Genomic DNA, 13,530 nt, shown 5'->3' with positions numbered 1-13,530 from the left:
AACCACATATCATCTATAATTGAATTATTAGTGAAATTTCGTGCAAAACTGCCGGTTGAGGCAGATACAGGCGAAATGGAAAAGTGTGACAGACAGAATGGAATGGCGCAGCTTTTTGCAGGCTTTGCCATGTCAGAAGAGGTGGTAGCATTGGCTGATAATCACTTTAATGTCATAATTGTCGGGGCTGGGATGGCAGGGCTGACATCAGCGGCATACCTGACCCAAAGCGGCTTCAGGGTCCTATTGGTCGAAAAGCATAATAAGAACGGAGGCCTGCTTGGTTCTTTCATGATTGATGGGCATCAGGTTGACCAGGGTGCAAGGGGTATCATCGATTCAGGTATTTTTGCGCCCATGATGAAGCAGCTTGGCTTCGAAATAGAGTTTCTTCCTAATCCAGTAAGGCTCGCCATAGGGGACAGTCATGTGGATTTCAAGGACAAGTCAAGCATAGAAGACTATGGGAACCTTTTGAAAAAAACCTATCCAGGAAATCTCCCTGAAATTGACATTATCCTTAAGGAAATCAAGAAGGTCATGGAATACATGGATGTATTGTATGGCATTGAGAATCCCCTGTTCATGTCAAAGCCCTATGACTATGAGTATATGCTCAAGACGCTTCTGCCCTGGACTGTCAGGTTCGTTTATAACATCCGCAAGGCGATGAAGCTGCTTGAGCCGATAAATGACCATCTCCGAAGGATCACTTCGAATGAATCGCTGGTGCAGATCATAACACAGCACTTTTTTGAAAGCACACCGACCTTTTTCGCGTTATCATATTTTTCTCTTTACCTTGATTACCAGTATCCGAAGGGATCGACTCAGGTCGTAGTAGACAAGATGGTAGACCTGATCAGGAAAAACAACGGGGAAATCGCTAACGGACAGGAAGTAGTCCATATTGATGCTGACAACAGGAAGATCAGGCTCAAAGAAGGTAATGAATACACATATGACCAGATGATATGGGCAGCTGATTCCAATCTTCTGTACAAGTGCTTAGATGCAGGAAATTGGCCGGAATCTCCGCTGAAGGATGAGGTCACAAAGAAACAGGAGTTCCTCAGCACAAAGAAGGGTGCTGACTCTGTTCTGACGATATACTTCATAGCAGACCAAAGCCCTGAAAGGTTCAAGCCCATAAGCGGTCCCCATGTATTCTATACACCTTCTCCAGAAGGGTTATCAGGTATATCCCTGTCAGACCTCTTAGATGGAAAGGGCCGCTTCACAGATGATCTGGAAAGAATCTACAGCTGGCTGAAATCCTATGTCAGACAGAACACCTTTGAGATATCAATACCGGCATTAAGGGATCCATCCTTGTCTCCACCAGGAGAGACAGCACTTATAGTGTCAATCCTGTTTGACTATGGTTTGGCTAAGCATATTGCAGAGCTTGATTCCCATGATAACCTCAAGAAGGTAATCACTGAAATGGTATTGGCTGAACTGGATGGTTATTTCCCGGAGCTTTCGGGACATGTAGTCAAGACTGTGGTTACCACACCACTTACCATAGAAGGAAAGACTAACAATACCCAGGGCTCCCTTACAGGATGGTCTTTTGCAAACAATCCATTTCCTGCAGAATACCGTTTCCTCAAGGTCAGCAAGTCGGTATTGACACCGATTGACACGATAAAGCAGGCAGGACAATGGGCATTCAATCCTGCGGGAGTCCCTGTAGCGATACTTACCGGAAAGCTGGCAGCTGACGCCGTAATCAAGGACCTGAAAAAGAAAAAGCCGAAGGAGGAAGTCTGATGGAAATCGACTATGACAAGGACTACCTGGAATCGAATTCGCTTGAGCCATTGTCTGTGGATTCCGTCTACCAGCTTTGGTCAAAAACCTACAATACACAGGGTAAGACAGACTGGTCGCACCTTTTTCCATACTATGACGAGAATATTGTGTTTCAGGATTCGATACAGAGGGTAGAAGGCATTGTGGAATTCAAATCCATGTGTCAGAGACTTACAACACGGTGTGAAAGCCTGAGCATGGAGCTTAAGAATGTGCTTAAAAGCGACAATATCATAATGATTGAGTGGATCATGACCATGTCGTTCAAGAAATATCCGAGCACGCCCCTATATGGAAGCACCAGGCTTACTCTGAATGACAAGGGGCTGATAGCTGAGCAGCGTGACTACTACGATATGTGGGGCGACATTTTCAATAACATACCCCGCTTCAACAAGATGTACCGAAGGTTTCTTGCCAGGAAATTTGGATAGGGGGGCTCTCTGCCATGAGTTTTGAATTGCCTGATGAACTGATGTTCCTAAAAAACAGGAAGCTGCCGCAAAAGCAGAGCTCTGCCATGATGGAAGGTAAGGTCGTTGTTATCACCGGTGCCACATCAGGTGTAGGCCTTGAAGCCGTAAAGCGCTTGGCACAGGGGAAAGCACATGTAGTCATGGTCAGTCGAAATGCTGAAAAACTGGCAAGGCTTAAGCTTAAGCTGCAATCTGACTATGGTGTGCAATCAGATGCCTATGTAGCTGACCTTTGTGACCTGGAGGATGTAAGAAGGGCAGCAGAAAGAATACTTCAGGTATACCCACGAATTGATGTGCTGATAAATTGTGCGGGTATGCATTCAACGAAGGCAACCTATACCAGTGATGGCTTTGAAAAGGTCTTTTGCGTCAACCATCTGGCATCCTTCCTTCTGACAAACCTTCTGCTTGAACGTATGAAGGAAAGTGCTCCCTCAAGGATCCTTCAGGTGAATTCGGAAGGCCACCGCTTCAATGGTCTTGATATTGATGACCTTGGGTGGAAAAAGCGAATATATACCGGGCTCAGGGGTTATGGAGCGTCAAAGACAGCTCAGCTGATGACACTCTGGGAGATGAACGATGAGCTTAAGGGTACCAAGGTTACGATAAATGCAATGCATCCAGGGGATGTGAAGACTAATATCGGCATGAGCAACGGCTGGCTCTATCGCTTCTTCAACCGCCATTTCATAAGGCCCTTCCTGAGTGACCCTCAGGTATCAGGCGAATCTATATATTACCTTGTCGCTGATCCGGCCATGAGTGATGTAAGCGGCAAATTCTTCCATCTTACAGTGGAGGAGACACCTGCCAGGCATGCAATGGACCGTGAAAAGGGAAAGCTGATGTATGGGTTAAGCAAGCAGCTGACTGGCCTGAAGTAGGGTTAACCTAAAGACCTGGACAATCTGAATGTATGAAACCTTCTGAATAAAATAAAGGCAAAGCAAAAGGCGGCTCATCGAGCCGCCTTGTAATTTTGTTCTAGAATGGTGCGAATCCCTGGTCTGCCCACCAGAAGGTCTGGACTGCCTTATGCTGGAGCTCCAGGATATTCAGGTGAATGGTCTCCCACTCGACCAGCTTGTCGAAAATGGCCTTGCCTGCCTTTGATTCGGATTTCTCTTTAGCTTCCCTGTAGAAATCCACAGAATCCTTTTCAAGCTTCATGCCTATGCTGAGTGCGGAAAGTGCAAGCGATGAATCCTCAACCGTTACTTTTCCCCATTTATAGATGTCTGGGGATGGGACTGGCCCTATGTCCATGATCTGTTCAATTGATGGGTCGAGGCCTTCTCCAAGCTTCTTTCTGAGGTCGGTAAGGTATTTTACATGGCTCAGTTCCTCTGCAGCAAGCCTAAGGAATGTCTCTTTAGTCTCTTCAGACTTAGTGGCATTTGCGGCCATCCTGTAGAATTCATTGCCTTCCACCTCGTTGAGTATGGCCTGTGCTATGATCCTTTGCTCATCCTTTTCCATAATTCCCTCCTAATCGCAGCAATTAGTTCTATTTGGTCAGGAGCAACATATTAACTCCTGCACTATCTTTTGTTGAAGGTTGAAATAATGATGATTGAAAGTCATTCGGATTCTTTCATGAATTACTTAATATCATCATACCACATTAAGATAAACCTTTGAATTTTGAGATCTATACTTTATCAGTAACCTTGCCATTGAAGTTCCTAACCTGCATTGATAAGCCCGCTGAAGTAATCTTCAGCTGGAAGACCTGTTCCTCTTATCATATGGTAGTCATCTACAGCGAACCATCCGGTTTCGCCTGAACTGTTCTTTATTGAGAACCACTCCTTGTTGTCTGAACCAGTGATCACACAGGATTCACCTGCCTTGAGAGTTATCCCGTCAGAATTGTCAGTCCTTGAGTTCCTTAGCGTCAGGTCCTTTATGACAGTGACACTGTGCTCAAGCGGGTAGATGTCCTTCTGTATTCGAACAAGTTTACCAGACTCAACAGAATATTCGTCATCGTAGAACCATGGCATGAGGATTGAACTCAGTGATATTGTCCTGACTATGCCGGAACCGTCAATCTTAACTGCACCATCATCGACAGCACCGCCAACGAACCACTTACCGAAGAAACCGCCTATTTGTCCAAGCTCTGTGAGGCTATTTCCATCATACCTGTAGAAGACGGTGCCTGAATAGACATCCTCCCCGTACCAGCTGACCGCAATCTCCCTATAAGGGTCGGTGTCATCGATATCTGTTATGTTGAACCTAGGTTCGAAAAGGTCTATGGTCATTGCGTCAGACTTCATGACGCTGATCAATTCATTTACTTTAAGCTCAAATTCTGAGTACATGACAACCTCGGAGCTTGCAGCATCTGGTCTGGTGTCACGGGCAACGAGGATTATCTTTTCCTTTGTCCCGTCACTGTCCAGATCGAAATGCTTGGATAGAGTGGTTATAGTACCTTCAGTAATCATATCGTCGTATGTGTTTTCACCAGGATTCTCCAGAGGTTCCAGAATTGGAATCTCTTTGGATGGTTCAGTGACCGAAGGTACTGTTGCAGATGGCACTGTCTCAGTGGGGGTTCCATCAGTTGGCTTCGGCTCTGGTGAGTTGGCACAGGATGCAGCAAATATAAGCGACAGTGCGAGCGATGCAATAAGCATATATCTCTTTCTAACCATATTCACACCTTCTTTGTTTTCTCACCTATAATGTACCATCTGGTTTGCACATCAGTATAACAAAGCGATTGCAATTGTGTGAACAATCTTCAGTCCTCTTTCCTGTATTCCAATATGTCTCCAGGCTGGCAGTCCAGTGCCCTGCAGATTGCCTCAAGGGTTGAGAACCGGATTGCCCTGGCCTTGCCGTTTTTGAGTATGGAAAGGTTGGACATGGTTATACCGACCTTCTCTGTAAGCTCCGTGACGCTCATCTTCCTTTTCGCCAGCATTACATCTATGTTGATTATTATTGCCATCATTATCACCTCAAACCGTCAGGTCATTTTCTGACTTGATGTCTATGGCATCCCGAAGAAGCCTCTGGAGTACCGCTGAAAAAACCGCAACAGCTGCTGAAGCGAATACGAATATTATCGCAATCGCAAGGACTCCCGGGGCATCGTCAGCATCTGCTATCGGATAAATAAGGGGCAGCATGACTGAGTAGGTTACGGCGATCGCTGCCGCACAATGCTTTATGTTCTTAAGGGCATTTACGGACAGGTCTGAAAAGGCCAGGTTCCTGTCGATGTATCCAAGAAGCTTCATGGTCTGATAGAGGGCAATGAAGTAGAACAATGCAGTCAGGTAAAGTCCGAAGAGTACCGGATAATGGAAATAATCTGCTGATGAAGGTAGCCAGAGTACGCAAAGGGCAAGTACAGGCAAGCTCATCAGAACAACTGCTGATTTTAGGAATAATGTTGAATATTTTTTCAAGTTTAGCACCTCGCTGTGATCAGAATTTCTCGTTTCAAATCACTTTTAATTTCTAAATATAGGATACCACAAGTTTATCGATTATCAATAAATTATTTCTGTGAACTAAGCGAGTCCTCTGATTGTAAGCATGGCTTAGTGCTTTATCAGGCGCTTGAGATGAGAAAAATCAGTTAACAGCGACAATATGCAATTCATTTGTTACAAATGTCTTTATTGCCACAGAAATCCCACACAAAGCATCCTGATTTTCAATAGAATGATAATAAAGGTTATAAAGGTCGTGGAGGGTGGTCATTTTATGGATAGTTTAATTGAGGAAAAGAGTAATCCCAAAAAGATAATGCTTATTGCCGCATTTGCAGCTATGCTGGTATTTTCAGGCTGTACCAAGTCGGATGATGTTGCTGCAGCTGCAAAGATAAGCACACAGGAGGTAAAGCTTGGAAACCTTGTTGTTGGTTCATATGCCGACGGAAGGGTTGCAATGTCATCAGCAAACCTTAGCTTTGAGATTTCTGGAAAGCTGACAGAGGTGAAGGTCGTAGCAGGACAGACAGTTCAGGCAGGAGAGCTCCTTGCGGTGCTTGACGAGTCGGAGTTAAGTGATGCTGTTGCAAGTGCAAGGAGGGACCTTGACAAGGCCAGGGCGACTTATAATGATGCGGTGAGCAGCCGGAAGTACTCGCTTTCATCGGAAAAGATTAAGCTCGATTCCTTGTATTCGAAATACAAGGCACCGTTTGATGATGCCGAGTTAAAGGAAGCACTTGATGCGGCTCAGGCAAGGCTGGATGAAAAGTCAGCTGAACATTTGACTGCAACTTCAGCATATGATGAAGCTGTTGCTGCTGGAGCTTCAGGGCCTGAGCTGGCAGAAGCACAGAAACAGGTTGAAGCTGCAGAAAATGCGAGGCTTTCAGCGGAGGCCTCACTATCTTCAGCTCAAAAAGCCTATGACAGCGCATATTCAAAATATCTTGTTGAAAAGGCAGCCACTAAGGAGAGCTATGACCTGCAGAAGCTTAAATACGACAGCATTGCAGCTTCATCACTTTCTGTAACTAATGCGGAATATGGAGTGAGCACCGCCCAGTCAAAACTTGATTCTGCCAATGCAAACCTTGAAAAGGCCAGGCTTTATTCTCCCATATCAGGGAAGGTTGTGCTGGTCAACGGCAAGGCAGGTGATTTCGTAAGCGGAAGGACTGGAGACTCATCAGGAACAAGCTCTGCTTCAGCCTTCATAACCATAACAGATACCTCAGTCATGAGCATTACTGCCAGTATCAACGAGGGAGATATCTCCGACCTAGAGGCCGGACAGTCTATAAAGGCAAATATCGAAGCTCTGGGTCTGATAGGACTTGAAGGAAAGGTAAGCGGGCTAGGTGAAGTTCCGAAAATAGACAATAGCGGGATAGTTTCTTACACGGTCACTTCGGTTCTTGACAAGCCGAATGAAAGAATTTATGACGGCATGAGCGCGTTCGTGACATTCATAAAGAAGGAAAAGACCAATGTCCTTCTCATATCGAACAAGGCCATATTCATTGAGGAAGGAAAGCAGTATGTGCAGGTCAGGAAAGAGGACGGTACCATTGAAAAACGGTCCATCACAGCCGGGCTCACAAATGGTTCGCAAAGTGAAGTTGTTGATGGGCTTGAAGTCGGTGAGACAGTAGTTACCAGCGGTATAGTGAAATGAGACCGCTTGAGATATTGAGATCTGTCCTTCTCAGCATTTCTTCCAACAAATTCAGGGTATTTTTGACTTCTCTTGGAATCATAATAGGAACCCTGACGATAATCCTGGTGGTTGGTATTGGAAAAGCTGGAGAGACTGCAGTATCAGAGCAGTATAGCAGGCTATCTGTGGAAAGCATCACTATAGCAAGAGCCAGAGGCATGGGACAGTCATCCGCAACGACTGCAATACTGTCCAAGGATGATGCGCTGATGATGCCGGAGGTCCTTATGAACGTAAGGAGCGTTGGTGTGGCTACAAGGGTGGTAGCTGATGTTGCAGCAAACGGAATGTCCAGTTCAATAACTATCCAGGGGATAACCGAGGAGTATGCCGAAATTACGAGGCTTAGAGTCTTGTACGGAGTCATGATAACAAATGAGGACTCTCAGATGAGGTCAAGGTATGTGGTGCTTGGAAACAACATTGCCAGTGACCTGTTTGACGGGGACATCGAAGGTTCTGTAGGAGATACTGTCATGATCAAGGGATCCTCCTTCGAGGTGATAGGAGTTCTCGACAGGGTGGGAGGCTCAGGTGGAGTGACAGCTACCTCCCAGGCTGATTCAGGTTCAGTGGATGATATGGCCTTCATCCCATACGATGTAGCAGTGAAGTACACATCGGGAACGACCAGCAGGAACACTGCCTCAAGCGCAAACCAGGTAAGCTACATAGCCCTGGCTGAGGACATAAACAGCGTGGATGCTGCTATCAGCGAGATCAAGGAATATATCCTTGAGACTATAGGAACGAGTGAGGCATACACAGTGACTGATGCAGGCAACGTGCTTGAGTCTGCCCAGGCAACAGCAAAGACACTGTCGTCGCTGCTGCTTGCAGTAGCAGTAATAGTGCTGGTGGTCAGCGGCATAGGAATCATGAATGTGCTTCTGGTGGCTGTAAAGGAAAGAACCAGGGAAATAGGCATCCTTAAGAGCATCGGCGCATCAAGGAGGACCATAATGGTCGAATTCCTTCTGGAGGCTGCCATGATAAGCGTATTCGGAGGCATGCTGGGAGCTGTCCTTAGCCTTGCGGCACCGTCGCTTCTGTCTATGACCGACCTTGCATTTGAGCCATCAATCGATGGAATATTGCTTGGTATAGGATTTTCAGTGATAACAGGCATATTCTTCGGCTTCTATCCTGCAGCGAAAGCCTCGGGTCTGGAACCCATAGACGCACTTAACTACGAATAGATAAATAAAAGATGGGAGTGAAATTATCATGAAATATAAATCAATGATACTTGTATTGGCAGCGTTCGCAATGATTGCTGCAGGCTGTTCCAGCAGTGAAGCTCCGGCAGCCCCTGTTGGAATTGCAGCACCTGCTGCTACTGAGGCCCCTACAGGAGAGACGCTGGGCCTTGGCAACACCGGGATACCGGGATTGTTCGGAGAGATCAAGGACATCGCAGGCAATGAGGTCACCTTGCTTCTCTTGGAGATTCAATCAGAAGCAGAAGCAGGCACCGGGATGAGAAGAGGAAACGGAGGAGCGGATGTAGTCAGGGAGTATACAGGTGAGGAGAAGACAATACTCATACCGGTGGGTACTCCAATGGTCAAAAGGGTTCCCCAGAGCGGTACAGGGGAGACTGGCACAGGCACTGGTACAGGTCCGGTTGAGACAGAGGTATCGCTAAAGGAACTTTCAAAAGGCTCTACACTGAAGATATTCTACTACGAGAACACAACAAATATTGAGAAGATAATCGTCCAGCCACCAAGGAACTGATGTGGAGGTATTCTTATGGAACCGATAATTGAGATGAGCCATGTCAGCAAGACCTACGGCAAGGGTGAGAACAAGGTTTTCGCCTTGAAGGATGTTTCCCTGACAGTCTATCCGGGTGAATTCATTGCAATACTTGGACCCTCGGGATCCGGTAAGACAACGCTTATGAATATCATAGGCCTTATTGACAAGCCCGACAGCGGGACATACTACATTGACGGTACAAGCGCCCACAACCAGCCTGATAGAGTATACTCAAGGCTCAGGAATGAAAAGATCGGATTTGTGTTCCAGAAGTTCAACCTGATAGCGAAATACAACGCGCTGCATAATGTGGCGCTGCCGCTTCTCCACAGGGGGATGAGCTATAGGGATGCAAAGAAGGCTGCCGTATTGACTCTTGAGAAGGTGGGCCTTGGCAACAGGCAGCATCACCGTCCAAACCAGCTGTCCGGAGGACAGCAGCAGAGGGTGGCTATAGCGAGAGCCCTAGTTGGAAGCTGTCCGCTGATACTTGCGGATGAACCCACGGGTGCCCTGGACAAGAAGACGGGTGAGGAAATATTGGATTTCTTCATGGAGCTTAACAACGAGGGCAAGACCATCGTGATGATTACCCATGACCCGGGAATTGCTACCAGGGCAAAAAGGGTAATCAGGGTTGAGGATGGCATGATAGATCCATATCAATCATAGAACAAGAGCCGTTTCCTCCATGTCCAATGGAAGAAGCGGCTCTTTAAACTGCTGATCCTATTTCATTTGTCCGATGAGGGAGACAGCTTCCTTGAAGAAGAGCCTTGCTAGTCCGAATAGGGGGACTGCAATGAACATACCCGCGACTCCCCACATCTCGTTTGCAACAAGGATTATTATCATGATGAACACCGGGTGTAATCCTGTGGATTTTCCCTGAAGCTTTGGAGTAATGAGGTTGCCTTCAGTCTGCTGTATAACAAGCACTGCACCCAGGGTTATGATTGCCTGGGTTAGGCCTCCGGTAACCAAAGAGACGACTGTGGCGAATGCTCCTGCTATAAGGGACCCGAAGAGCGGTATGAAGTTCAGGATTCCATTCAGTAGTCCGAGGAGTACTGAGTAACGCACCCCGATTACCATGAATGCTATGGTGGACACTATTCCTACCACTACTGCTATGATGAGCTGCGTCTTGGCATAGCTCCAAATTATGGTATGGGTCTCGGTCCTTAGGTTCCTGAGAGTTGGCTTAAGCCATTCAGGTGATGAGCCGTAAAGGTTCCTAACCATTGATTTTCCTGATGACAGGAAGTAAACCGCCATTATAACCACAAGTACCAAGTCAACTATCCCGAATATGTACCCGAGAGCCTTGGAGATACCTGCTGCTATCTGTGAGCCGAGCCATGAAAGAAGCGAAGCCAGGACGTTCTGTACCTCAGCAAGCACTGATTCTGGGATGCCGCTGTCCTTCAGGAATTCCAGAGCTCCTGCGATTGCATTTCCAAGATTCGCGCTTATGGTATCATACTCATTCACGAACTGTGATGCCTGGTTTATCACAGGAGGCAGTATAAGGTTTATGATAAGTGCCATTATGAGAAGGAATGCTATAAGGACAAGCCCTATGGCGAGCTTCCGTTTTCCTTTGAGCCTTTTCTCCAAAGCGTCAACCAGAGGGTTAAGGAGATAAGCTGTGACAATGGCGATTACAACCGTTACGAGTGCCGGTGAAGCCTGTATGAGAATCCACCCTAAAATCAGGCAGACTACTGATATCGCAAGAAGTTTGGCATTTGACATCTTATCGCCCCTTTTCGTTCTTCTTTTCTAAGTATACAACATATATATCATAGCGGGAAGAAAAAAGGAGGGAGCGGCTCCTTCCCTTTGGGGTAGGATAAAGCCGCTCCAGTTTGTGTGTTATATGCTCAAGCGCTATACGCTGAACAGCAGTGTTCCGTAGGTCGGGTATGGCCAATATTTCTCTCCGGCGAGTATCTCTATTTCGTCGGCTGCCTCCCTTAGGCTTACCATGGCAGGGAATACGTTCTCCCTGAAGTAGAATGCACAATCAGCGGCATCCTTGCAGTCCTTTGCTGAATCAAGTGCGCTCTCAAGGGCGTTGGTCCTTGCGTATACGCTGTCTGTAAGGGCTGAAAGCTCTGATATCATGTTGAGCTGGCTTTCGCATGCCATGTCTGGTATGAGGGTCCTGACTGCGATTGCTGTCTTGCTCAGCTCCTTGATGTAGGTGTTTGCAGCTGGAAGGATCTCCTTCTTGACCATGTCTATCATGGTAAGAGCTTCTATATTAAGGGTCTTCGTGTATGTCTCCATGGTTATCTCGTACCTTGCATGGGTCTCTTCGTCCGAGAATATCTTGTGCCTGTTGAAAAGGTCAAGGTTCTTTTCTGCTATGAAGGTCTGGAGAGCTTCAGGTGTTGACTTGAGGTTAAGTAGTCCTCTCTTTTCAGCCTCGACAACCCAGGCGTCCTCATATCCGTTTCCGTTGAATATGATCCTCTTGTGATCCCTTATGGTCTTCTTGACCAGGGCATCCATAGCCTTCGTGAAGTCAGGTGCTGCCTCCAGGATATCTGCGAACTGCCTGAGCTCCTCAGCGACTATTGTGTTAAGTATTATGTTCGGTCCTGATATCGACTGTGACGAACCGAGCATCCTGAACTCGAACTTGTTGCCTGTGAAGGCGAAAGGTGAAGTCCTGTTCCTGTCTGTCGTATCCTTCGGGAAGGATGGGAGAACATCAACTCCTACTGTCATCTGGGTCCTTTCCCTGTGCTTGTAGAGGTTTCCTGAATCTATGGCATCCATTATCGCTGTAAGCTCGTCGCCAAGGAATATGGATACTATTGCAGGCGGCGCCTCATTGGCTCCAAGCCTGTGGTCGTTTGCCGCGGATGCTATTGATACCCTCAGGAGGTCCTGATACTCGTCAACGGCCTTGATTACAGCCGAGAGGAACAGGAGGAACTGAGCGTTCTGGTGCGGTGTATGACCTGGGTCAAGAAGGTTCCTGCCTGTGTTTGTAGATATCGACCAGTTGTTGTGCTTTCCTGAACCGTTGACTCCTGCAAATGGCTTCTCATGAAGCAGGCAGACGAGTCCGTGCTGCAGAGCGACCTTTTTCATAGTGTCCATAGTCAGCTGGTTGTGGTCGCTGGCAAGGTTTGTGTCTGTGAATATTGGAGCCAGCTCATGCTGCGCAGGCGCGACCTCGTTGTGCTCGGTCTTTGCCAGTATTCCAAGCTTCCAGAGCTCCTTGTCCAGGTCCTCCATGAAGGCTGCGACTCTTGGCTTTATGGATCCGAAATAATGGTCTTCGAGCTCCTGGCCCTTGGGTGGCTTAGCTCCGAAGAGTGTCCTTCCTGTATACTTGAGGTCCTTCCTCTTTTCAAAGAGGGCCTTGTCAACGAGGAAGTATTCCTGCTCAGGTCCGACTGTTGTAATGACCCTAGTTGCCTCCATGTCTCCGAATAGCTTCAGTATCCTTAAAGACTGGATGTTCATGACTTCGATCGACCTGAGAAGCGGTGTCTTCTTGTCCAGCACTTCGCCTGTATATGAGCAGAAGACTGAAGGTATGCAAAGGACATTGTCCTTGATGAATGCGAATGATGTAGGATCCCATGCGGTATATCCTCTTGCCTCGAATGTTGCTCTCAGTCCGCCTGAAGGGAATGATGATGCATCAGGCTCGCCCTTGATGAGCTCCTTGCCTGAGAACTCCATCATGACCTTTCCGCCATCAACCGGAGTTATGAAGCTGTCATGCTTCTCTGCTGTTATTCCTGTCATTGGCTGGAACCAGTGCGTGAAATGGGTGACTCCCTTTTCTACTGCCCAGTCCTTCATTGCTGCAGCTACTGCATTTGCTACGGTAAGGTCCAGCGTCTTTCCATCCTGTACTGTCTTCTTAAGCGATACGTAAGTGTCATTGGTAAGCCTCTCTTTCATTACTGTGTCGTTAAAGACCATGCTCCCAAATAATTCCGGTACTCTGCACATAATACACAACTCCTTTGATTTCTGTTGCAAGCAAAAAAAAGGCGCTCGAAGACTACTGTCTTCAAGCGCCGTTGCTTGTATACTCGATATTATATTTAGGACGAAGGTTAATGTCAACAATTTTTTCAACTTTCGTGAAAAAATAAATTTGAAAATAAATTTGAAGCTGATTCGAATAATAGGGAATCCGGAACCTAGCGTAGTCTGCTGAGCAACTTTTATGAGACTTCACATTGAATTTTATTCTCATTTCACGCCAAGCCCACTTGACATTGAACCACAACGGGGCACAATTGAATTAGAG

Annotated in this window: 13 protein-coding genes; 7 read left to right on the top strand and 6 right to left on the bottom strand. The window is 46.8% G+C overall.

All coding sequences use genetic code 11. From position 1 onward, the window contains the following. Positions 1–30 precede the first annotated feature (30 nt). Genes J2Z34_RS02205 through J2Z34_RS02195 form a run of 3 tightly spaced genes read left to right on the top strand, consistent with a single transcriptional unit; the run spans position 31 to position 3,184 of the window. The gene (locus J2Z34_RS02205) at positions 31–1,776 is read left to right on the top strand and encodes a phytoene desaturase family protein (protein ID WP_209458217.1); all 1,746 of its coding nucleotides are present in this window, start codon (positions 31–33) and stop codon (positions 1,774–1,776) included. Next, a complete protein-coding gene (locus tag J2Z34_RS02200) occupies positions 1,776–2,252 on the top strand; it encodes a nuclear transport factor 2 family protein (protein WP_209458216.1) in 477 nt (158 codons plus the stop codon). The genes J2Z34_RS02205 and J2Z34_RS02200 overlap by 1 nt, the downstream gene beginning before the upstream one ends. A gap of 14 nt (positions 2,253–2,266) precedes the next feature. Then, complete coding sequence (locus J2Z34_RS02195) at positions 2,267–3,184, top strand: SDR family NAD(P)-dependent oxidoreductase (protein WP_209458215.1); 918 nt, start codon at positions 2,267–2,269, stop codon at positions 3,182–3,184. A 100-nt stretch (positions 3,185–3,284) separates the two neighbouring features. On the opposite strand, the gene J2Z34_RS02190 is transcribed toward J2Z34_RS02195, so the two are convergent. From J2Z34_RS02190 to J2Z34_RS02175, 4 genes are all read right to left on the bottom strand, one after another. Continuing rightward, a complete protein-coding gene (locus tag J2Z34_RS02190) occupies positions 3,285–3,779 on the bottom strand; it encodes a ferritin-like domain-containing protein (RefSeq protein ID WP_209458214.1) in 495 nt (164 codons plus the stop codon). Positions 3,780–3,985: 206 nt separating this feature from the next. Then, positions 3,986–4,966 (bottom strand): SH3 domain-containing protein, encoded by a 981-nt coding sequence (locus tag J2Z34_RS02185; protein WP_209458213.1) that lies wholly within the window; start codon positions 4,964–4,966, stop codon positions 3,986–3,988. Between the two features lie 89 nt (positions 4,967–5,055). Further along, a complete protein-coding gene (locus tag J2Z34_RS02180) occupies positions 5,056–5,265 on the bottom strand; it encodes a helix-turn-helix domain-containing protein (RefSeq protein WP_209458285.1) in 210 nt (69 codons plus the stop codon). A 10-nt stretch (positions 5,266–5,275) separates the two neighbouring features. After that, on the bottom strand, positions 5,276–5,728 hold the full coding sequence (locus tag J2Z34_RS02175) for a DUF2975 domain-containing protein (protein WP_209458212.1): 453 nt from the start codon (positions 5,726–5,728) through the stop codon (positions 5,276–5,278). 301 nt (positions 5,729–6,029) lie between these two features. Between J2Z34_RS02175 and J2Z34_RS02170 the strand changes: the two genes are divergently transcribed. Genes J2Z34_RS02170 through J2Z34_RS02155 form a run of 4 tightly spaced genes read left to right on the top strand, consistent with a single transcriptional unit; the run spans position 6,030 to position 9,914 of the window. Then, on the top strand, positions 6,030–7,436 hold the full coding sequence (locus tag J2Z34_RS02170; protein ID WP_209458211.1) for a permuted SH3 domain-containing protein: 1,407 nt from the start codon (positions 6,030–6,032) through the stop codon (positions 7,434–7,436). After that, complete coding sequence (locus J2Z34_RS02165) at positions 7,433–8,677, top strand: ABC transporter permease (RefSeq protein ID WP_209458210.1); 1,245 nt, start codon at positions 7,433–7,435, stop codon at positions 8,675–8,677. The genes J2Z34_RS02170 and J2Z34_RS02165 overlap by 4 nt, the downstream gene beginning before the upstream one ends. A 28-nt stretch (positions 8,678–8,705) precedes the next feature. After that, positions 8,706–9,218 (top strand): hypothetical protein, encoded by a 513-nt coding sequence (locus tag J2Z34_RS02160; RefSeq protein WP_209458209.1) that lies wholly within the window; start codon positions 8,706–8,708, stop codon positions 9,216–9,218. Positions 9,219–9,233: 15 nt separating this feature from the next. Continuing rightward, positions 9,234–9,914 carry an ABC transporter ATP-binding protein gene (locus tag J2Z34_RS02155; RefSeq protein ID WP_245250467.1) on the top strand — a complete coding sequence of 227 codons (681 nt, stop codon included), beginning with the start codon at positions 9,234–9,236 and terminating at the stop codon, positions 9,912–9,914. A gap of 57 nt (positions 9,915–9,971) precedes the next feature. Here J2Z34_RS02155 and J2Z34_RS02150 read toward each other — a convergent pair whose 3' ends face one another. Both J2Z34_RS02150 and J2Z34_RS02145 read right to left on the bottom strand, forming a co-directional pair. After that, positions 9,972–11,000 (bottom strand): AI-2E family transporter, encoded by a 1,029-nt coding sequence (locus J2Z34_RS02150; RefSeq protein WP_209458208.1) that lies wholly within the window; start codon positions 10,998–11,000, stop codon positions 9,972–9,974. 135 nt (positions 11,001–11,135) lie between these two features. Next, positions 11,136–13,226, bottom strand: coding sequence for a glutamine synthetase III family protein (locus J2Z34_RS02145; protein WP_209458207.1), 2,091 nt, complete (start codon positions 13,224–13,226; stop codon positions 11,136–11,138). Between the last annotated feature and the right edge of the window lie 304 nt (positions 13,227–13,530).

Origin of the sequence: Youngiibacter multivorans, assembly GCF_017873395.1 — a bacterium.
GTDB classification, from domain to species: domain Bacteria; phylum Bacillota; class Clostridia; order Clostridiales; family Clostridiaceae; genus Youngiibacter; species Youngiibacter multivorans.
Note: the sequence above shows the minus strand (reverse complement) of the source record. Positions and strands in the feature narration are given on the sequence as shown.